The sequence below is a fragment of the Streptomyces sp. NPDC053750 genome (assembly GCF_044544295.1).
Classification (GTDB): Bacteria; Actinomycetota; Actinomycetes; order Streptomycetales; family Streptomycetaceae; genus Streptomyces.
Genome location: NZ_JBITXB010000002.1, coordinates 480,925 through 499,398 on the forward strand (window position 1 = coordinate 480,925; position 18,474 = coordinate 499,398).

An 18,474-nucleotide genomic window follows, 5' to 3' on the forward strand; every position below is an offset into this window, starting at 1 on the left:
CGGGCCGGTCACCGGGGGCGGTGACCGGCCCGGCGGGTGCGGCGCTCAGCCCCGGGGCGTGGTGAACCGTTCCCACACCCGGTGGGAGCCCAGCAGCTCCGTGACCCGCTCCAGCGCCGCCGTACCGGAGTCGGCGACCACCACACCGGGCGCGTCGACGGGCACCCCGGACGCCTCCAGCGCGACCTCGCCGCCCGCCCAGACGCCGATCGCCTTGCCGTGCCGGAACGCCTCCGACACCAGCAGGCTCACCCGCGGATCGGTCGTCCCCGGCCGCGCGGGCGCCGGGCCCGACTTGTAGTCGCGCGGCGTGTACGCGTCGCTGCCCATGTCCGGCGCCCCGGCGAGCAGCACGGCGTCGAACTCGACGGACCGCGCGGTGACATAGCTGCGCTGGACGGTCAGCGCCGCGTCGCCCGAGCCGAGGGTGCCGCCGGTCGGCGCCACGACCAACGGCACCATCCCGGCGTTCAGCACCGCCTCCCGCACGGCGTTCACGCCCTCCAGGTCGGCCCCGCCGGTCACGATGCCGACGACGCGCCCGTCGGTCGGCCAGGTCCGGCCGACCTGGGACAGCGCCGGGCTGGGCTCGACGTCGGCCAGCGGCACGGTCGGTTTCGGCGCGGGCAGGCCGAGGCCCTCGGCGACGCCGGCGCACAGCTCCGGGTCGATGTTGGCCAGGACCTGGAGCGTCCGCTCCCTGATGGCCTGTTCGTAGCACTTGCCCAGCTCGAAGGTGTAGGCGCCGATGATGTGCTCGCGCTCCACCGGGCTCATGCTCAGCCAGAACCGGCGCGGCTGGCTGAAGTGGTCCGCGAACGACTCCGGCGCGTCCCTCACCTTGGTCGACTCCGGGACCCGGGCCGGCGTCTCGACGTACGCCCCCTCGGCCGCTCCCGCCACGAACGGGCAGCCGCCGTCGAGGGAGTTGGGCCGGTACGGCGCCACCCCCCGGTGTACGGCCGTCTGGTGCATGCCGTCGCGCAGCATGTCGTTGACCGGGGCGTGCGGCCGGTTGATCGGCAGCTGCGGGAAGTTGGGACCGCCCAGCCGCGTGATCTGGGTGTCCAGGTACGAGAACAACCGCCCCGCCAGCAGCGGGTCGTCCGTGACGTCGATACCCGGCACGAGGTGGCCGACGTGGAAGGCGACCTGCTCGGTCTCGGCGAAGAAGTTGGACGGGTTGCGGTTGAGGGTCAGCAGCCCGACCGGCTGCACCGGGGCGAGCTCCTCGGGAACGAGGTTGGTCGGGTCGAGCAGGTCGATGCCCTCGAAGGTCTGCTCCGGGTTGTCCGGGAAGGTCTGGATGCCCAGCTCCCACTGCGGGTACGCGCCCGCCTCGATGGCGTCGGCGAGGTCCCGGCGGTGGAAGTCCGGGTCGACGCCGTTGATCAGCTGCGCCTCGTCCCAGACCAGGGAGTGCACGCCCAGCTTGGGCTTCCAGTGGAACTTCGCCAGCGTCGTGGCGCCCTCGGCGTTCACCAGCCGGAAGGTGTGGACGCCGAAGCCCTCCATCATCCGGAAGGAGCGCGGGATGCCCCGGTCGCCCATGAAGAAGATCGTGTGGTGGGTCGCCTCGGTGTGCAGGGAGACGAAGTCCCAGAAGGTGTCGTGCGCGCTCTGCGCCTGCGGGATCTCCCGGTCGGGGTGCGGCTTCGCGGCGTGCACGACGTCCGGGAACTTGATCGCGTCCTGGATGAAGAAGACCGGGATGTTGTTGCCGACCAGGTCGAAGACGCCCTCACTGGTGTAGAACTTCGTCGCGAAACCGCGGGTGTCGCGCACGGTGTCCGACGACCCCCGCGAGCCGACCACCGTGGAGAACCGCGTGAACACCGGCGTCTCCACGTCCGCGGCGAGGAACCCGGCCTTGGTCACGGAGGCCGCCGTGCCGTAGCTCTGGAAGACCCCGTGCGCACCGGCGCCGCGGGCGTGCACCACGCGCTCCGGGATGCGCTCGTGGTCGAAGTGCATGACCTTCTCGCGCAGGTGATGGTCCTGCAGCAGCACGGGCCCGCGCGGCCCGGCCTTGAGCGAGTGATCGGTGTCGTACAGCCGGGTGCCCTGAGCGTTCGTCAGATAGCTCCCCGACTGCGCCACCCGGGCCTGTTCCGCCCCGGTCGGCTGGCCGGTCGGCGACACGGTGTCCGGACCGCTCTGGTCCGGCTTCGCGTGCAACGGCTCCCTCGGCTCGGTGGGTTCGTCGACGGGGGGCGACTCGACACCCGGCTTGCCGGGAATCCCGTCGGCCGGCCCGCCACCGTCGCCCTGCAGGCTCTCGGTGACCTTGTGGGCTACCCGCTTGAGGGGGTTGGCCTCGCTCATCAGCCTTCTCTCCGTTCTGGGCGGGCCGCTGCACGCGGCCGGGCCGGTTCGAGTAACCCAGCGATCGGGACTCAAGGCATGGGCACGCGAAAACGCATCGGGGAGCTCCTTCACACCGGTGCCGTACCAGCGTCACCGGCGTGGCCGCGGCGCGCCACCGGAGGCGCGCGCACGAGGGAGGGCCCCGACCGGACCTGCCGACCGGAGCCCTCGAACCCCCGACTCGCGCCGGAGAGACCCGGCTTTCGTGCGACCTGATCCCGCGGTTCTCCTGCGACCCGATCCGCCGGACAGGCCCTAACCCTCCGTGTGCGTCACCCCCACCGGTTCGAAGGAGACCCGGGTGCGCGCGCCGTCGAGCGCCCAGACCACCTCGACGCCGGTGTCGTCGGCCACGACCTCCGTGACGGCCCGTGCCGGGGCGACGGGCCCCGGCTCACCGGTGAGCGCCGCCAGGCAGACGTGCAGGGAGGTGCCGCCCGCCTCGCCGGACAGCCGGGGCAGCTCGGCCCACGGCGTGTAGGCGGTGCCCTGAGGGGCGCGCACGGTCTCGGGCTCGGACGGCCAGCCGTGCAGACCGTGCAGCGTCGAGACCAGGGGCTCCTCAGGGCCGGTGGCCCACCCGGTGTGGGTGAGGCGTGCCCCGGCCGGGGCGCCGACCACCCGGTGCACCCGCAGCTCGTACGGCCCCCGCGCCACCGTCACGCTCTCCACCCGCAGCCCCGGCACCATCGGGGGCCCGCCGGCGAACACCGGCCGGTGCCAGGACGCCGCCCAGCCCCAGCCGTCGCCGTGTCCCGCGCCGAGCGGATGGATGCGGCGCCGCACGCTGCGCCGGCCGTTCACCTCCACCGACAGGTGGTTGTCGGCGACGTTGTCCGCCGCCGTGGGGCCGGTCCGGGTCGAGTAGGCCTGCCGCCCGTAGTGCGGGTCGTCCTCGGCGGCGGACTCGCCCTCGTGCGGCCGCACGTGGTCGCTGCCGTGGTTGTGCAGCCGTACGATCCCGTCGCCGCGCGTCGCCTGCACCAGCAGCCCCGGCGCGGTGAGCGCCACCACGCGGTCGGCCTCCTCCACCGGCGCGGGCTCCTCCGTGGCCGTCCACAGCGGGTGGCCGGCCGGTGCGAGGAGCGACACGAACGCCTTCGACGCCCAGTACGGCGAGGCGGGGCCGGAGTACGACTGCAGCGACGCCTCGTGCGGTCCGTGCCAGCCCAGGCTCAGCAGCCCCTCGTCGGTGAGCGAGCCGCGGTCGAGGAAGTACCGCAGACTGCCGCTCGCCAGCCGGCGCGAGACACCCGGCGTCAGCGGCGTGTGCCCGGTCACCGCGCCCAGGCTCACCGCCGAGGAGGCCGCGAAGCGGTACGCCAGCGACCGGCCGAAGTGCAGCGGCGCACCGTCGCCGCCGAACATCAGCGAGAAGCCCTCCAGGTGCGTGCGCAGCCGGTCGCCGTACCGGGCGCCCTGCTCGGCGTCACCGGACAGATGGGCGTCCAGCACCGGGTACAGGTGCAGGGCCCAGCCGTTGTAGTGGTCGAAGGCGCGGCCGTCGCCGTCGGCGTACCAGCCCTCGCCCCGGTACCAGCCCTCCATCAGCTCCAGCGCCCGCTCGCGGGCCGCGGCCGTCTCGGCGTCGCCGCGGCCGACCGACTCCAGGAAACCGGCGACCGTGTACGGGAACAGGTACCAGTTGTTCGGCGCCGGCACATGCCGCAGCGCCCCGCGCAGCCACTCCTCCACCCGGTCCTGCACCCCGGCGTCGAGGTTCTTCCACAGCCACGGCGCGGTCAGCCGGAGCCCGAGCGCGACCGACGCCGACTCGACCATCGGCTGGCCCTGGACGTCGTGGTCGAGGATCAGCGGCCAGGACTCGGTGTCCTCGCGGCCGGGGGTGAGGGTGCCCGCGGCGAGGCCCCGCGCGTACCGGTCCAGCCAGCCGTGCGGATCGTCGCCGTCGGCGCCCGCGACCCGGAAGGCCGCCGCGAGGAACGTCCGGGCGAAGCCCTCCAGCCCGTCGGAGCGCACGCCCGACCGCGAGGGCCGCCCCGGCAGGTCGAGCAGGGCGCAGCCAGGGGTGCTCCAGCGCCACGCCGCCCACAGCAGACCGTCCGCGACGGCCTCCCAGTGGGCCCGGGTGCAGCCGGTGTACGGGCTCAGCGCCCGGTCCTCGGTGGGCAGTTCGAACGGGATGCTCATGCCAGGAACGCCAGCCTTTCGCGTCGTACGGGGTGGAGGAAGCCGGCACCGGACGCCCAGCGGGCGCACTCGGCGAGGGCGAGGTCCGCGAGGCGGCGCCACTCGTTGCCCTCGGAGCCGGCGAGGTGCGGGGTGATCAGGGCGTTCTCGCAGTCCCACAGCGGGTGGTCGGCGGGCAGCACCTCGGGGTCGGTGACGTCGAGGACGGCCCGGATCCGGCCCGCGAGCACGGCGTCGGTGAGCGCCTCCTGGTCGACGACCGCCCCCCGGGAGGTGTTGATCAGTACGCCCTGTTCCGGCATCGAGTCGATCAGGGCGCGGGTGACCAGGCCCCGGGTGGTGGGCAGCAGCGGGGTGTGCACGCTGACGGTGTCGCAGCGCGCGAAGAGCTCGGGCAGCTCGACGCGTTCGACACCGAGTGCGGCGGCGTCCGCGGCACTGACGTAGGGGTCGTGCAGCAGGACGTCGACGTCGTGCGGGCGCAGCAGCTCGACGACCCGGCGGCCGATCAGCGAGGCCGACAGGATGCCGACCGTGCGGCGGTAGTTGCCGACGCTGCGCGGGGTGCGCAGCCAGTTGCCGCGGGACCGGGACACCCGGAAGTCGCGGGCCCGCTCCAGCACCCGCTTGCCGGTGAGCAGGATCATGCCGAGGGTGTACTCGGCCACCGGCACGGCGTTCGCCGCGGCGGCGGAGGAGACCTCGACGCCCCGCTCCCAGCACGCGTCGGTGACATGGCCGCGGACGCTGCCCGCCGTGTGCACCACCGCCCGCAGCCGCGGCGCCGCCCGCAGTACCTCGGCGTCCAGCGGCGGACACCCCCAGCCGGTGATCAGCAGCTCGGCGTCGGCCAGTACGGACCGGGCCCGCGGTGTCGTCAGGTCGTCCAGCACCGGGAGCGGCGCGAGGTCGCACACCCGGCGGAAGGCGTCGAGGGACTGCGGGTCGAGGACGGCCGCGGCGGCGTCCGGGGACATGGCCACGGCGGCCCGGGGCCGGTACCCGCCGTCGGGTGAGTCGGGGGCGTGCGGGTCGGTCACTTGACGGCTCCGGCGGTCAGGCCGCTGCGCCAGAAACGCTGGAGCAGCACGAAGGCGAGGATGAGCGGCAGTACGGCGAGCAGCGAACCCATGATCACCACGGGGTAGTACTCCGGCGAGACGGACGCCGAGCTGTTCCACTGGTACAGGCCGAGGCTGACGGGATACAGGTCCTGGTCGGACAGCATCACCATGGGCAGGAAGAAGTTGTTCCAGATCGCGGTCAGCTGGAAGAGGAAGACGGTGACCAGTCCGGGCCCGAGCATCCTGAGCGCCACCCGGGCGTACGTGGTCAGCTCGCCCGCCCCGTCCACCCGCGCCGCCTCCAGCACCTCGTCGGGCACATAACCCCGCGCGAAGATACGGCCGAGATAGACGCCGAACGGGTTGAACAGCACCGGGATGAACACGGCCCAGAAGGTGTTGACCAGGCCGGCCTCCGACGCCATCAGGTACAGCGGCAGCGCGAGGACGGTCTGCGGCACCATGACCGCTGCCAGCACCAGGCCGAACAGCTTCTCCTTGTGCCGGAAGCGGTACTTGTCGAAGGCGTAGCCGCAGGCGACGCTCACCAGCGCGCCGACTGCCGCGCCCAGCACCGCGTAGAGCAGGCTGTTGACGTACCAGCGGCTGTACAGCCCGCCGTCCATGGCGAACAGGTCCTCGAGGTTCTGCACGAAGGAGAAGTCGCTCAGGGACAGCAGGTCGCTGCTGAACAGCGCGTCCCGGGTCTTGGTGGAGGCGAGCACCAGCCACAGCACGGGCAGCAGCGTGTAGAGGACGGAGATCGCCACGACCACGTTGACCGTGGCCCGGCCCAGCAGCCTGGGGCGCAGCAGCGAGCTGTCGGTGGCGCTCATCGGGCCTCCTCGGTGTCGGCGCGGCTGGTGAAGCGGGTGACGCCGTAGGACAGGGCGATGGTGCAGACGAGCAGGACGACCGAGGCGGCCGCAGCCAGGCTGTAGTTGTTGCGGGTGAAGGCCGCGTCGTAGATGTACATGCTCGGCGAGAAACGGGAGTTGATCATCGGGGAGGACTGGCTGAGCAGCATCGGCTCGGTGAAGAGCTGCAGCGCCCAGATCAGGGTGAAGATGGCCACCATGACGATGGAGGGCCGCACCAGGGGCGTCTTGACCTGGAGTGCCGTGCGCACCGGTCCGGCACCGTCCACCACGGACGCCTCGATCACCTCGCGGGGCACGGCCTGGAGGGCGGCGTAGAAGACCACCATGTTGTAGCCGAGGTTGCTCCACAGTGCGATGTTCACGATGGACGGGATCACCGTGTGGATGCCGAGGAAGTCGATGGTGATGTCGCCCTGGGCGAAGAGTTCGATGACCGGGCTGATGCCCGGCGTGTACAGGTACAGCCAGATCAGCGCGGCGATGATGCCGGGCACCGCGTGCGGCAGGAACAGTCCGAGCTGGGCGAAGGCGCGCAGCCGCACCACCCCGGAGTCCAGCAGCAGGGCGAGGGCGAGCGCGCCGACGACCATCAGCGGGATGTAGATGAGGCAGTAGAGCGCGACCGTGCCGAGCCCGCCGAGGAAGGTCGGGTCGGTGAGCACGGCCGCGTAGGAGCGCAGTCCGACGAAGATCGTGCGCTCGGGGCCGAAGCCGAGGCCGGGCTGGTCGTCGCTGTAGAAGCTGAGGTAGACGGCGGTGCCGACGGGGATCAGGAAGACGGTGACCAGCAGGGCGAAGAAGGGCGTCATGAGGACGCCTGCGGCGGTCAGTTGGCGGCGCTTCGCCGCTCTGCGGGCGCGCAGCCCTGAGGCGGAGGGCGCCGGGGCTGTGGCGCGGGACGCACCGGTCGGCACCCGTGTGTGGGCGGTCGTGGTCATGGGGTGTCACCTGCCTTTCGTCGGCTCAGGTGCTGTGCTGGGTGGTGGACAGGCCGAGGGCCTTGAGGTCGGGCATGGTGCCCTCCTGCGCGGTGCGCAGCGACTCGACGAGGGAGCCCTGGCCGGCGCCGACACGGGCGAAGGAGTCCTGCATGACCTTCTGGGTGGCGCTCATCCGCGGACCCCACAGCCAGCCCTCGCCGATCCGCTCGGCCTCCTGTTCGAACAGGCCGTAGATGTCCTGCCCGCCGTAGTACGACCGGTCGAACGCCTCGCGGCCCACGGAGACGAGGCCGGGGGCGGCCGGGTACTGGCTGCTGGTGCCGCTGGAGAGGCGGGCGCGCAGGGCGTCGGGGTGCGAGACCTGCCACTCGATGAACTCCATGGCGGCCTCGGGACGGCGGCTGTCCTTGGTGATCGCGAAGGTCGAGCCGCCGTGCGTGCCGGCGGAGGGGTTGCCGGTGTCCCACTGCGGCAGCGGGGCGATCCGCCACTGGTTCTTCTGTCCCGGCCGTGCGTTCATCTGGGCGCCCGCGTCCCAGGCGCCGCTGAGCCGGGTGAGGACCAGGCCGTTGCCGATCTGGGCGTCCGCCTGCCTGCTCTCGACGGCGTTCATGAAGACGTCGTCCCGGTCGATGAGCCCCTGCCAGTAGTCCGCGACCCGCCGGGAGGGCGCGTCGGCGAGGGAGACGTTCCAGGCGCCCTTCGCGGTGTCGAACCACTGGGCGCCCGCCTGCCAGGCGTAGGCCGCGAACTGGGTCATGCCGTCGGTGGGGAACAGCACCAGCCGGCGGTCCGGGGCCTTGCGGCGCACGGTCGCGGCCTGCTCGGCGAACTCGTCCCAGGTGCGGGCGACCCTGAGGCCGTACTGCTCGAACAGGTCGGCCCGGTAGTGCATGACCATGGGCTCGACGTCCAGCGGCACGCTGAACACCCGGCCCTCGAAGGTGGTCAGCCCGAGCGCCTGGGGCAGCAGTTTGCGGCGCAGCCCGTCGCTGACGAGGTCGGTGATGTCACGGGCGACGCCGTCGATGGCGTACCCCGGCACCTGCGGATACTCGATGGTGGCGACGTCGGGCGCGTTGCCCGCCCGGGCGGCGTTGCTGAGCTTGGCGTAGCCGCCCTGCCCGCCGGAGGGGATCTGCTGGAACTCCACCTGGATGTTCCGGTGGGTGCGGTTGAACGCGTCGACCACCTCCTGGCTGCCGCGCAGGGCGGACCAGAAGGTGATGCGTGTGGTGGTGCTCGTGCGGGCCGACGAGGCGCCGTTCCCCCCGCTGCAGGCGCTCACGGCTCCTGTCAGGGGTACGGCGGCCATCGCGGCGAGCACGGAGCGACGGCTGGGTCGTCCGGGCATGGCGCCTCCCGCGGCTCCTGCGGGTCCGCGTCGGTGCGGGCCCGACTGTTCGGGACACGGGAATCCTGAAGGCTCCAGCACAAACGGTCAATAGATCGATCAGAAGAAAATGAAACGCTCAAACGCTCAAATGGCCGGACGGTCCAGCGAAGGGCGGTCCGTCGAACCCCGCACCGTCAGCCGCGGCAGCAGCTCCACGCGCCGGCCCGGCAGGCCGCCGGACGCGTCGGACAGCCGCTGGAGCAGCAGCTCCGCGGCCACGCGCCCGACCTCGGTCTTCGGCGGCGACACGGCCGTCAGCGGCGGCGAGCCGAGACCGGCCACGACATCGTCGTACGCCACGACCGAGCAGTCCTCCGGCACGCGCACCGCCTCCTCCGCCAGCCGCTGCACGATCATCAGCGCGTCCACGTCGCCGTGCAGCACCACGGCGGTCGCCTCCACCTTGCGCATCAGTGCCGGCAACTCGGCCGTCTCGTCCGCCGAGTACGGCCCGTCGGCCCCGGCCTCCGGCGCGACGAGCGCCCACGCCCACTGCTCCACCAGCGGATGCGCCTCGGCGATCTCGGCGAAGGCGGCACGCAGCGAACGCGCGGTGGGGCTGTCGTGGCGCGTGGCGAACACGATGCGCCGGTGACCGAGCCCCACCAGGTGCTCCACGGCCAGATGAGCGCCGTACCAGTGGTCCGAGCACACCGAGTCCAGGGCGTGCAGCGCGCTGCCGCGCCACGGGCGCCGCTCCATCAGCACCGTCGGCACCCCGAGCGCGGCCAGCCACTCGTGGTCGGCCTCCTCCTCGGCCCGGGCGCGCCAGCGGGGCGCGATCAGCAGCCCGTGCGCCCCGTCCGCCAGCGCCCGCTCCACCAGCGGACGTTCCGTACCGGGGGCCTGCGGCGCGAGGTGCAGGGCCAGCCGCAGCCCGGCCTCCTCCAGGACCGTACGGGCGCCGTGCAGGGCCTCGTTCAGATACGAGTGCCGCACGGGGACCACCACGGCCACCCGGTCCCCGGCCGCCGCGGCGGCATCGGGGGCCGCGTCCGGGACGGGCAGCGTCGACCGGACGACGCCGTGCCCGCGCCGCAGTCTGCCCTCCCGCGTCAGCTCCTCCACGTCCCGGCGCACCGTGACCACGGAGACCTGCAACTCGTCGGCCAGATCGCGCACCCGCGCGGTACCGCGCGCCTGGACCGCCGCCAGAATCCGCTGGCGCCTGAGATCGACCGGCTCCCGCATCAGGCCTCCTCACCCGGCAATGTTCGTTTGAGCGATTCGCGGTCATCATAGCGATCGCTCGTCCCGGCGCGGGAGGGCCCTGGAAGACCGGGCGCAGGAGGTCCGTGGGGCGACTACGGTTCGGGGTCAGCAAGGAGCGGGCCCAGAGGACCCAGGTCGAGGTTGAGATCGGCGCGGGTCAGCCCGTGCTGCGCGCACAGGTCGTCCATGCGCGCGTCGAGCAGCATGAGCGCCGTGCCGAGCCGGTCCTCCTGCTCCGCGCTCAGGGTGCCCTCGTCGAAACGGCGCACGGCCTGGCGCTCCATGAGCTGGCGCAACAGCTCCACGACGGTGAGGACCAGCGCGGCCAGGTCGTTCGTGACCCGCTCGGGGTCCAGGTCGAGGGCGTGGCTGCGGGGCGCGGTCACAACGGCCCGCTGTCCGGCCAGGGCGCGGGCATCCGCTCGTTCACCGACGACAGCAGGGCGTGCAGCGAGATCCGTACGAGCGGTACGTCCGCGATGGCCAGGACCAGGTCGCCGCTGACGACGACACCGGTGGCGAGCACCCGGTCCAGCAGGTCGACCAGGGGCACTCCGATGGGCGCGTACGGCTCCGGGCCGTCCCAGGGCACGGGCGCGGGGCCCGGCGTGCGGGGGTCCGAGGCGGTCACGGGAGAGGTCACGAGGGGGCCTCCTGCTCCGTGCGGTCGTGTCGGGTGCCCGCGTGTTCCGTGATGTCCGGGTCCTCGTCCCAGCGGGCGAAGGAGTAAGGGATCCACGGCCCCGACACGCAGACCTCCACGGCCGCGAGCCGCCCGTCGGCGGTGAGCCCGGCCAGCGCGCGGGTGAACGCGGGGGACGCGGCGTCCTCCACCAGATAGGCGGCGTTGAGCAGTTGGAGAGTACGCCGGCCCGTGAGCCGCTCGCTCTGCGGGCGGTGCCGCGTGGCGGCGACGGCGTACCGTCGCAGCTCCGTGTCGACGGCCTCCGCCTCGGCCAGCGCCCGCCCGTGCGTCTCCTGCCGGTCGCGGCGCCGCGCGCTGGCCCGGCTGAGGTAGGCACGCCCACCGGTGGCGGCGGGGGCGCCGACGGTGGTGGTGTCGGCGTCGGTCGCGCGCGCGGCGGCGTGCACCTTCACCGCCCATTCCCTGCGGCCCCGCAGGCGGTCGAGCAGCGTGCCCAGCACCGCCGCCCGCGCCGCGACGGCCTCCCGCGCCCTGTCGTCACCGCGGTACAGCGTCGCCATCGGCAGCGGAACGACCGGGCCCTGCCCGCTCGCGGCCTCGACACCCCGGTGGTGGGCACGGGCGCAGCGCTCCAGATCGTCGGGCCGGTTGAGCCGCCGGGCCAGTGCCTCCTCGTCGAACAAGGCGGCGGGGACGTCCTGGACGACCAGGCTCAGGCCTCCCGCGTGCAGCACGCGCAGCGGACCGCCCTCCTCGTGACCGGTCGCCGCGGCCAGGGCGTCGACGTCCGGCGGGGTACGGGTGACGGCGAACGCGCAGACGAACGCGGGGGCCGACGGGCCGCCCGTGGCCGCGCTCACCGGACGGCTCCGACCGGGTCCCCGGCGGCCTCCTCCAGGGCGTCGAGCCGGGCCCGCAGGTGCGCGTTCTCCTCGGCGAGCGCATCCCGCGCGGCCCGGGAGGACAAGGCCGGGTCGGTCTCCCACCAGTCGATGCCCGCCTTGCGCGCGGTGTCCACGGAGGCGATGAACAGACGCAGCCGGATGGTGAGCAGTTCGATGTCGAGGAGGTCGATCTTGATGTCGCCGGCGATGACGATGCCCTTGTCGAGGACCCGTTCGAGGAGGTCGGCGAGGTTGCCGGTGACGGGCGCGTAGGGCTGCGCCTCCGGGCTCGCGAAGCGGTGGTCGACGTCCGTCATCGGGTGCTCCGCGCGACGTCAGCGGTACGGGCGGGCACGTTCGTCGTCCTCGTACTCGTCGTCGTCCTCATGGTCCTCGTCCTCGGCTTCGTCTTCGTCGTCGTACTCACCTTCCTCGTCGTCGTCCTCCTCGTACTCGTCCTCGTCCTCCTCGTGGTCGGCGTTCTCCTCCTCCAGGGCCTCCTCGTGGCTGCGGACGACCTCGCCGTCGCGGATCTCCCCGCGCCAGCCCTCCACCTCCTCGTCGCCCATGAGGGTCACGTGCCGTGCGAAGTGCTTCAGGTCCAGCCGCAGCCGGCGTCCCTGGGCACGCCAGAGGTTGCCGGTCTTCTCGAAGAAGCCCGCCGGGTAGTACTCGACGACGACCACGACCCGGGTCAGCCGGGGCGCCAGCTCGTGGAAGGTGACCGCACCGCGCGTACTGCCCTTGGCGCCCTCGGAGGTCCAGACGATCCGTGAGTCCGGGACCTGTTCCTGGACGGTCGCCTTCCAACTACGGCTCGACGGACCGACCTTGACGTTCCAGTCGGAGGTGATCTCGTCGTTGGGGGAGACGCTGCGGACGCCCTTGGTGAAGCCGCTGAAGTCCTGGAGCCGGGTCCACTGGTCGTAGACGGTGCGCAGGGGGACGCCGATGTCGACGACCTCCATGATGTGCGTCGCCTTGATGCTGCCGCCGCGGGCCCCGCCTTTCGATCCGCCGCCGCCTTTGGCGCTTCGGCCGTCGGCGGACGAGGTGAGTCGGTCGGTCAGCCCACCGATCCGCTGCCCCGCCTTGCCCACGAGGCTGTGACCGGAGGCGGAGAGGTATCCGCCGAGGGCGTCCTTCACGTCGCCGAGGGGGGACGTACCCTCTTTCTCCTGCTGGTCGGGGGTCATCCGCGGTCACCTCCGCGCCGGTGGCCCGAGCCCGCGGTCCGCTTCGCCGGCACGGCCTTCTTGGCGGTCTTCTTGGCGGTCCTCTTCGCGGGAGGCACGGCCTTGTGCGGCGGTGACTTGTGCGGCGGGGCCTTCTTGGCCGTCTTCCGGGGCGGCGCCGGCCGCCGGTCCTCCTCGTCGAAGTAGGCGTCCTCGTCCGGGGCTTCCTCCTCCGGACTGCCGTGGTCGTCGTGGTCGTCGTGGTCGTCGTCCCGTCGGCCCGCGCCGGTGAGTGCGTCGGTACGGTCGCGGAGGGTGTCCGCGAGGCCGGTGAGCCTGCGGTTCGCCGCGGCGGTGACGGCCGCGCGTCCGGCGGTCAGCAGCTCACCGCGTACCTGGTCGGACAACTCCTGCAACTGCGGCGCCTGCTGGAGTCTGCCCAGCCCCTGGGACAGCACCTGGCCCGGGGCCAGGCCGAGCCGCCGGCCCGCGAGATAGGAGCCGACCACGAAGGCCAGTTTCGCCTTCTTCGTGCGGCCCAGGAGATATCCGCTCGCCACGGCCGCAGCCAGGGCCGCCCTGTTGTCACTCATAGGTGTCTTCTCCGCGCTCGATCCGTGGTTGTCGTGCGGCCGGTGGGCCGCGTCGGGCGTTCGAGGAGGGCGAGCAGGCGCTCCTCCTCCCGTTCGAATGCCGCCTCGTCGATGGCGCCCTCGTCCAGCGCCCGGTTCAGCGCGGCCAGCCGCGCCTGGACGGCGCGCGGGTCGTGGAACTGGCGCCGGGCCTCCTGGAGCAGGTGGTCGGCGATCCACGCCGTGCCCCTCACGGGAGCGAGGGGCAGCAGCAGGAGGCCGCTCACGATGCCCACCGCGTCACCGCCCGGCCGGCGCGGGGGACGGGTCGACGAAGCTGTAGCAGGGCAGGGGCCCGGTCACGCTGAGGGCCAGCCGGTTCCCGCACGCGCGGGCCCGCGCGTCCACCGCCTGCCGGAACCGTGCCTCGTCGGCGCTGCGCAGCAGGAACGAGGCGCTCAGCACCTGGTCGTCGTCGGTCGGCCCCCGCACCGTGCGCACGGCGAGCGGGGACAGGTGGTCGAGGACCTCCCGCGCCGCGCGCCGCGCCTCGCGCCGGACACCGAGGGCGATCGCCTCGCCCAGCCGGACGTTGGCCTCGTAGTCGGGCCGGCGCCGCGTCCGCAGGGCCAGCGTCCGCAGCTTCTCGTCCCGCCGCACCAGGTCGGCGAAGTGGCCGGGGACGACCGTGCCCTTGACGTTGAGTTCGACGCACCCCCGGACGCCGTCGAGCTGCTGCGCCAAGTGCGCGCGGTCGGCGCGCAGTTGGGTGTGCAGTGCGTCCGGCGTGGGGCTGAGGACCGCGAACCGCATGGGCAGCAGCGGTCCCTGCGCCGCCAGTTCGTCCAGTACGGCCTGATGGGCCAGCAGGTCACGGCGCCGGGGCCGGATCCGAAGCGGCGCGGAGGAGACCGCCGCGCACAGTCCGGACTCGGTCAGCAGTCGTACCGGGGCACCACAGACCCCGGGGGAGCGAGGGGTGCGGGCTCCGGCGGGGGTGATGCCGTAGACGTACAGGGCCTCCCGTACGGAGGCGGCGGCGGTGGTCGTGGTGGCGGTGGTGGGCGCGGTCATTCGTCCTCCGTCTCCGTGCGCCGGCGGGGGCGGCTGCGCGGGCGGTCGTCCTCGTCACGGGGGTGTGTGGCAGGCCGGCGGCTCCGGGGCCGCTGCGGGGGCCGATCCCGTTCCTCGCGTTCACGGGCGCGGGGCAGGGCCTCCTCCGCCTCCTCCTCTTCGGGCGTGAGGATGTCCCGCACCTTGTCGGTCAGGGAGCGCGCGGTCCGCTTGGCACCCGCCTTGCCCATGGTCTTGGCCACCGGGCTGCCGAACATCTCGGGAACGGTCTTGGAGCGCACGTCGTGTTCCAGGTCCAGGCGGTTGCAGGCCTCGGCGAACCGCAGGTAGGTGTCGACGCTCGCGACCACGATGCGGGCGTCCACCTTCAGGATCTCGATGCCGACCAGGGAGACGCGCACGAAGACGTCGATCACCATGCCGCGGTCGAGGATGAGTTCGAGGACGTCGTAGAGGGTGCCGGCGCGCGGCGCGCACACGAGCTCGTCGTCGTAGGTGATCATGCGGTGGTCCTTCCGGGGGCGGGCCTCGGGGCCCGGTCACTGGTCCTGGGCACCGCGCCGGTAGCGGGCGATCCTGCGGTACTGGAGCAGGTCGCCCGCCGGGTCCAGTTCGACCTCGTAGGTGGCGAGCAGGCTGGTGGTGTCGGGGATGCGGGCCACCTCGAGCACGTCGACGTTGACGATCCAGCCGTCGCCCTCGCTCCGGCACACCGCGGAGACCCCCTCCAGGCGGTGCCGGATCAGCTCGGACAAGGCGTCCGCGGCGCGCTGTGCGGCGTCCCGGGCGCCCCGCACCGCACGCTCGCGCGTGGCCGTGGAAGTCGTGCCGCGCCGTCGCTCGCCAGGTTCTGTCATGCTGCCCACTCTGGCCGCGGGCCCCGGTCCGCGCGTGCGCAGTTACCCCATCCGGGGCTGGGTGGTCCGGCGACGGCAGTGCAGGAAGAGATGCGGCTCCGGCCGGGCGTCCGGGTGCGCCGGAGTGAACAGCGACGCCTCCTGCGCCAGCACCTCCAGACCGGCGTCCTCGGCCACGGCGGCGAGGCCCTGCGCCGTGAAGCTGCTCACGCGCACGGGCTGCCCCATGAAGACGGCGTCGACGCCCTCCACGTCCAGCGGCACGGTGGCCAGGACCATGCAGCCCCCCGGCCGCAGCGCCCGCACCAGGAGCCGGACGAGGTCCGCCTGCTCCCGCCGGTCCAGCTGGAGCAGAGAGAAGTACACGCAGACCGCGTCGAACGAGCCGTCCTCCAGCGGTACGTCACGGATGTCGGCGCACCGGAACGAGGCGGCCGGCACCTGCCGCGTCGCCAGGTCCACCATGACGGGGGAGACGTCGACGCCCAGCACGTCGTGCCCGGCGTTCGCGAGCGTCTGTGCGGTGGGCCGGCCCGTGCCGCTGCCCACGTCCAGCACCCGGCTGCCCGGCGCGAGCCGCCCGAGCAGCCACTCCAGGGAGCGCCGGTGCGTCTTCGACGCGGCGAAGGCCTTCTCGTACTCGGCGCCCAGCGCGTCGAACACGGCCGCGGCCTGCCGCCGTTGCTGCTCGTCGGTCACGACGCCGCTCCCTTCCGTGGGGATGACCGGGTGCCGTGGGCATCGTTCCACCGGGAGCGAGCCGCCGATAAGAGAGTCCCACCGCCGGGCGACCCGCCGGCCCGGACGCGAGGTACCGCCCCACCGGCCGTCACCGGACCTCACCGGCCGTCCCTGACCATGGTCGTCCGGCGCCGTCCCCGGCTCCGGTCACCGCAGCGCCTGGTAGACCGATGCCGTGGTGAAGCCGTACACCAGATGCGGCACGATGTCCGACACCCACGAGATCCGGTCCCACGCGGTCGGGTCGGTCACCCCGAGCACCGTGGCCGGCAGATCGCTGCTCGCCATGGCGGCCGCGCCGAGCAGCGGACCGGCCACCCAGTCCGGCAGCGCGCCCCGCCGCCGCAACAGCAGCCCGTAGGCCGCGCCGACCCCGAGGCCGGTGACGTGGCCGAGGAGCGCCCCGACGGCCTGCTCGCGGTGGGACGTGGTCTCCTCGTCGCCCAGGTCGAGCCCGGCCCGCTCGACGAACCGGTCCGCGACCTGGGCCGGCATGTCGCTGGATCCCCGGCCGCGCAGCAGCATGTCGCCGTACGTGGTGAGGTTCAGCGCGACGGTCCCGGCCGCTCCGGCGACCAGCCCTTTGGTCACTGACATCCGGAAACTCCCTCGGTGTGGGCGCCGGGCCCGGGTGGGCACGGCGCGCCCCGGGTTCCCCGAACGGGGACGCCCAACAGAGCCGGCTGCCGGTCGCCGTGCCCCGTGAGGGCCGGGACCCGCAGCGGGCGGTCGCGGCACGGGGGTGATGCCGGACGCTCACTCCGGGCGCGGCCGGGTCCCTTCCAGGGCCAGGTCGACCAGCCCCCGTACCAGCGCGTCGTCCAGCGGCGCCCCGCTGAGCAGCACCCGCACGAACAGCGGGCCGCTGACGGCCTCGACGACCAGCCCGGGGTCGGTGTCCGCGGCCAGTTCGCCCCGCTCGACGCCGCGCCGGACCATCACCACGGCACGGTCGAGGCGCTCGCTCCAGTAGGGGCCGCGGCGGTCCTCCAGGGTGTCGTCCTGCTCGACGCTCAGCCGCAGCAGCGCCCGGCCCTGCGGGGTGGCCAGCAGCCGGGCCAGGGTGCCGAAGAAGCCCAGCAGGTCCTCACGGACGTACCCGGTGTCCGGGATCGGCAGCGCGGCGTCCAGCTCCGTGGACAGCGCGTCCAGGATCAGGTTCTCGCGCGTGCCCCAGCGGCGGTAGACGGACGTCTCGTGCACCCCGGCGGCCCGGGCGACGGCGCCGACGGTCGCGCCCGCCAGCCCCTGGCTCGACAGCAGCTCCACCGCGGCGGCGAGCACGGCCCGCCGCATCCGCTCCCCACGGCGGCGCAGGGGCGGGACGACGGGTTCCGGAGAGGTCATACGGCCAGCCTAAAGCAAGTCTGCTTGCGTTGGGTGTACGGTCAATGCAAGTCGACCTGCGATGGATCGGATGAGCCGTGGGGGCCCGTCCGGGGCCGCCGCACCGAGGAGGTCCTGTCATGGCGCGGATGCTCGCCGCCCGCCTGCACGTCCCGAGCCGCACCCTGCGACTGGAAGAGGTGCCCCGTCCGCAGCCGGGCCCGGGCGAGGTGCTGGTCAAGGTCGAGGCGGCCGGAGTCTGCCTGTCCGACGTGCACCTCATCGACGGCACACTCACCCCGCTGCTGCTCCGGGGCGACACGGTCACCCTCGGCCACGAGGTCTCCGGCACCATCGCCGAGGTCGGCGAGGGCGTCACCGGCTGGACGCCCGGACAGCGGGTCGTGCTGTACGCCGGCGAGGTGCGCGACGGCGTGACCTACACCCGGGGCGTCGACTACGACGGCGGCTGGGCGGAGTACGCCCTGTCCGCCGCGACCGCGCTGACGCCGCTCCCCGACGCCATCCCCTTCGACCAGGGCGCGATCATCCCGGACGCCGTGTCCACCCCGTGGGGCGCGATCACCGAGACCGGCGCCGTGCGCCCCGCCGAGGCGGTCGGCGTCTGGGGCGTCGGCGGGCTCGGTGTGCACGCCGTGCAGCTGCTGCGGGCCGTCGGCGCCTGCCCCGTCGTGGCCGTCGACCCCAGCCCCGTCGCCCGCGAGCGCGCCCTGGCCGCGGGGGCCGACCTGGCCCTGGACTCCGCCGACCCGAAGCTGCGCGAGGCCGTCCGCGAGGCGACCGGCGGGGCGGGGCTCGCCGCCGCCTTCGACTTCGCGGGCGTGCCGCCCGTGCGCGAGCAGGCGGTCTCCGTCCTCGCACCCAAGGGGCGGCTGGTCCTGGTCGGCCTGACCGACAAGCCGCTCACCGTCACGGACGGGACCCGCTTCAGCTACCTCCAGCAGCAGATCCTCGGCCACTACGGCTCCGACATGCCGGTGGCGCTGCCCCAGCTCCTGCGGCTGATCGAGGGCGGACGCGTGGACTTCTCCGGTTCCGTCAGCGGCGTGCTGCCGCTGGCGGAGGCCGCCGAGGCCGTCGCACGGCTGGAGAAGAAGGAGGGCGACCCGATCCGGCTGATCCTGCGCCCGTGAGGTGAGGGATCGCTGAGAATGCGCTCGGCGGTT

At 73.3% G+C, this 18,474-nt stretch carries 21 protein-coding genes; 1 reads left to right on the forward strand and 20 read right to left on the reverse strand.

Features of this window, described 5'->3' with window-relative positions:
* Positions 1 to 45 precede the first annotated feature (45 nt).
* The 20 genes from ACIGO6_RS07630 to ACIGO6_RS07725 all read right to left on the reverse strand — a co-directional run bounded on the left by ACIGO6_RS07630 (position 46) and on the right by ACIGO6_RS07725 (position 17,308).
* Positions 46 to 2,325, reverse strand: coding sequence for a catalase (locus tag ACIGO6_RS07630; RefSeq protein WP_399872705.1), 2,280 nt, complete (start codon positions 2,323 to 2,325; stop codon positions 46 to 48).
* A 297-nt stretch (positions 2,326 to 2,622) separates the two neighbouring features.
* Positions 2,623 to 4,518, reverse strand: a complete 1,896-nt coding sequence (locus tag ACIGO6_RS07635; RefSeq protein ID WP_399872708.1) for a DUF2264 domain-containing protein — start codon at positions 4,516 to 4,518, stop codon at positions 2,623 to 2,625.
* Positions 4,515 to 5,495, reverse strand: coding sequence for a hydroxyacid dehydrogenase (locus tag ACIGO6_RS07640; RefSeq protein WP_399873603.1), 981 nt, complete (start codon positions 5,493 to 5,495; stop codon positions 4,515 to 4,517). Before ACIGO6_RS07640 ends, ACIGO6_RS07635 begins: the two co-directional genes overlap by 4 nt.
* Positions 5,496 to 5,554: 59 nt before the next feature.
* The gene (locus ACIGO6_RS07645; protein ID WP_399872709.1) at positions 5,555 to 6,418 is read right to left on the reverse strand and encodes a carbohydrate ABC transporter permease; all 864 of its coding nucleotides are present in this window, start codon (positions 6,416 to 6,418) and stop codon (positions 5,555 to 5,557) included.
* Positions 6,415 to 7,401: a carbohydrate ABC transporter permease gene (locus tag ACIGO6_RS07650; RefSeq protein WP_399872711.1), complete on the reverse strand. Its 987-nt coding sequence runs from the start codon at positions 7,399 to 7,401 to the stop codon at positions 6,415 to 6,417. The genes ACIGO6_RS07645 and ACIGO6_RS07650 overlap by 4 nt, the downstream gene beginning before the upstream one ends.
* A gap of 25 nt (positions 7,402 to 7,426) precedes the next feature.
* On the reverse strand, positions 7,427 to 8,758 hold the full coding sequence (locus ACIGO6_RS07655; RefSeq protein ID WP_399872713.1) for an ABC transporter substrate-binding protein: 1,332 nt from the start codon (positions 8,756 to 8,758) through the stop codon (positions 7,427 to 7,429).
* A gap of 126 nt (positions 8,759 to 8,884) precedes the next feature.
* Positions 8,885 to 9,991: a substrate-binding domain-containing protein gene (locus ACIGO6_RS07660; protein WP_399872715.1), complete on the reverse strand. Its 1,107-nt coding sequence runs from the start codon at positions 9,989 to 9,991 to the stop codon at positions 8,885 to 8,887.
* Positions 9,992 to 10,104: 113 nt separating this feature from the next.
* Complete coding sequence (locus ACIGO6_RS07665; RefSeq protein WP_399872717.1) at positions 10,105 to 10,398, reverse strand: gas vesicle protein K; 294 nt, start codon at positions 10,396 to 10,398, stop codon at positions 10,105 to 10,107.
* Positions 10,395 to 10,604 carry a gas vesicle protein gene (locus tag ACIGO6_RS07670; protein WP_399873606.1) on the reverse strand — a complete coding sequence of 70 codons (210 nt, stop codon included), beginning with the start codon at positions 10,602 to 10,604 and terminating at the stop codon, positions 10,395 to 10,397. Before ACIGO6_RS07670 ends, ACIGO6_RS07665 begins: the two co-directional genes overlap by 4 nt.
* Positions 10,605 to 10,651: 47 nt before the next feature.
* Complete coding sequence (locus ACIGO6_RS07675; RefSeq protein WP_399872719.1) at positions 10,652 to 11,518, reverse strand: GvpL/GvpF family gas vesicle protein; 867 nt, start codon at positions 11,516 to 11,518, stop codon at positions 10,652 to 10,654.
* On the reverse strand, positions 11,515 to 11,859 hold the full coding sequence (locus tag ACIGO6_RS07680) for a gas vesicle protein (protein ID WP_399872721.1): 345 nt from the start codon (positions 11,857 to 11,859) through the stop codon (positions 11,515 to 11,517). The genes ACIGO6_RS07675 and ACIGO6_RS07680 overlap by 4 nt, the downstream gene beginning before the upstream one ends.
* A gap of 18 nt (positions 11,860 to 11,877) precedes the next feature.
* On the reverse strand, positions 11,878 to 12,738 hold the full coding sequence (locus ACIGO6_RS07685; RefSeq protein ID WP_399872723.1) for an SRPBCC family protein: 861 nt from the start codon (positions 12,736 to 12,738) through the stop codon (positions 11,878 to 11,880).
* Positions 12,735 to 13,310 carry a hypothetical protein gene (locus ACIGO6_RS07690; protein ID WP_399872725.1) on the reverse strand — a complete coding sequence of 192 codons (576 nt, stop codon included), beginning with the start codon at positions 13,308 to 13,310 and terminating at the stop codon, positions 12,735 to 12,737. The genes ACIGO6_RS07685 and ACIGO6_RS07690 overlap by 4 nt, the downstream gene beginning before the upstream one ends.
* Complete coding sequence (locus tag ACIGO6_RS07695; protein ID WP_399872728.1) at positions 13,307 to 13,585, reverse strand: gas vesicle protein GvpG; 279 nt, start codon at positions 13,583 to 13,585, stop codon at positions 13,307 to 13,309. The genes ACIGO6_RS07690 and ACIGO6_RS07695 overlap by 4 nt, the downstream gene beginning before the upstream one ends.
* Before the next feature lie 4 nt (positions 13,586 to 13,589).
* A complete protein-coding gene (locus ACIGO6_RS07700; protein ID WP_399872730.1) occupies positions 13,590 to 14,363 on the reverse strand; it encodes a GvpL/GvpF family gas vesicle protein in 774 nt (257 codons plus the stop codon).
* Positions 14,360 to 14,866 (reverse strand): gas vesicle structural protein GvpA, encoded by a 507-nt coding sequence (locus ACIGO6_RS07705; RefSeq protein ID WP_399872732.1) that lies wholly within the window; start codon positions 14,864 to 14,866, stop codon positions 14,360 to 14,362. The genes ACIGO6_RS07700 and ACIGO6_RS07705 overlap by 4 nt, the downstream gene beginning before the upstream one ends.
* A gap of 36 nt (positions 14,867 to 14,902) precedes the next feature.
* A complete protein-coding gene (locus ACIGO6_RS07710; protein WP_399872734.1) occupies positions 14,903 to 15,220 on the reverse strand; it encodes a gas vesicle protein in 318 nt (105 codons plus the stop codon).
* A 42-nt stretch (positions 15,221 to 15,262) separates the two neighbouring features.
* Positions 15,263 to 15,919, reverse strand: a complete 657-nt coding sequence (locus tag ACIGO6_RS07715) for a class I SAM-dependent methyltransferase (protein WP_399872737.1) — start codon at positions 15,917 to 15,919, stop codon at positions 15,263 to 15,265.
* 189 nt (positions 15,920 to 16,108) lie between these two features.
* Entirely contained in the window at positions 16,109 to 16,558 is a 450-nt protein-coding gene (locus tag ACIGO6_RS07720) for a hypothetical protein (RefSeq protein ID WP_399872739.1), read from the reverse strand.
* 159 nt (positions 16,559 to 16,717) lie between these two features.
* Positions 16,718 to 17,308, reverse strand: a complete 591-nt coding sequence (locus ACIGO6_RS07725; protein WP_399872741.1) for a TetR/AcrR family transcriptional regulator — start codon at positions 17,306 to 17,308, stop codon at positions 16,718 to 16,720.
* A gap of 119 nt (positions 17,309 to 17,427) precedes the next feature.
* Between ACIGO6_RS07725 and ACIGO6_RS07730 the strand changes: the two genes are divergently transcribed.
* The gene (locus ACIGO6_RS07730) at positions 17,428 to 18,441 is read left to right on the forward strand and encodes a zinc-binding dehydrogenase (protein WP_399872743.1); all 1,014 of its coding nucleotides are present in this window, start codon (positions 17,428 to 17,430) and stop codon (positions 18,439 to 18,441) included.
* The last annotated feature ends 33 nt before the right edge of the window (positions 18,442 to 18,474 follow it).

What these genes read in the sequence shown, in the direction of transcription:
- ACIGO6_RS07630 (WP_399872705.1), bottom strand. Translation starts at nt 2,325, where the DNA reads ATGAGCGAGGCCAACCCCCTCAAGCGGGTAGCCCACAAGGTCACCGAG.
- ACIGO6_RS07635 (WP_399872708.1), bottom strand. Translation starts at nt 4,518, where the DNA reads ATGAGCATCCCGTTCGAACTGCCCACCGAGGACCGGGCGCTGAGCCCG.
- ACIGO6_RS07640 (WP_399873603.1), bottom strand. Translation starts at nt 5,495, where the DNA reads ATGTCCCCGGACGCCGCCGCGGCCGTCCTCGACCCGCAGTCCCTCGAC.
- ACIGO6_RS07645 (WP_399872709.1), bottom strand. Translation starts at nt 6,418, where the DNA reads ATGAGCGCCACCGACAGCTCGCTGCTGCGCCCCAGGCTGCTGGGCCGG.
- ACIGO6_RS07650 (WP_399872711.1), bottom strand. Translation starts at nt 7,401, where the DNA reads ATGACCACGACCGCCCACACACGGGTGCCGACCGGTGCGTCCCGCGCC.
- ACIGO6_RS07655 (WP_399872713.1), bottom strand. Translation starts at nt 8,758, where the DNA reads ATGCCCGGACGACCCAGCCGTCGCTCCGTGCTCGCCGCGATGGCCGCC.
- ACIGO6_RS07660 (WP_399872715.1), bottom strand. Translation starts at nt 9,991, where the DNA reads ATGCGGGAGCCGGTCGATCTCAGGCGCCAGCGGATTCTGGCGGCGGTC.
- ACIGO6_RS07680 (WP_399872721.1), bottom strand. Translation starts at nt 11,859, where the DNA reads ATGACGGACGTCGACCACCGCTTCGCGAGCCCGGAGGCGCAGCCCTAC.
- ACIGO6_RS07685 (WP_399872723.1), bottom strand. Translation starts at nt 12,738, where the DNA reads ATGACCCCCGACCAGCAGGAGAAAGAGGGTACGTCCCCCCTCGGCGAC.
- ACIGO6_RS07690 (WP_399872725.1), bottom strand. Translation starts at nt 13,310, where the DNA reads ATGAGTGACAACAGGGCGGCCCTGGCTGCGGCCGTGGCGAGCGGATAT.
- ACIGO6_RS07700 (WP_399872730.1), bottom strand. Translation starts at nt 14,363, where the DNA reads ATGACCGCGCCCACCACCGCCACCACGACCACCGCCGCCGCCTCCGTA.
- ACIGO6_RS07705 (WP_399872732.1), bottom strand. Translation starts at nt 14,866, where the DNA reads ATGATCACCTACGACGACGAGCTCGTGTGCGCGCCGCGCGCCGGCACC.
- ACIGO6_RS07710 (WP_399872734.1), bottom strand. Translation starts at nt 15,220, where the DNA reads ATGACAGAACCTGGCGAGCGACGGCGCGGCACGACTTCCACGGCCACG.
- ACIGO6_RS07720 (WP_399872739.1), bottom strand. Translation starts at nt 16,558, where the DNA reads ATGTCAGTGACCAAAGGGCTGGTCGCCGGAGCGGCCGGGACCGTCGCG.
- ACIGO6_RS07725 (WP_399872741.1), bottom strand. Translation starts at nt 17,308, where the DNA reads ATGACCTCTCCGGAACCCGTCGTCCCGCCCCTGCGCCGCCGTGGGGAG.
- ACIGO6_RS07730 (WP_399872743.1), top strand. Translation starts at nt 17,428, where the DNA reads ATGGCGCGGATGCTCGCCGCCCGCCTGCACGTCCCGAGCCGCACCCTG.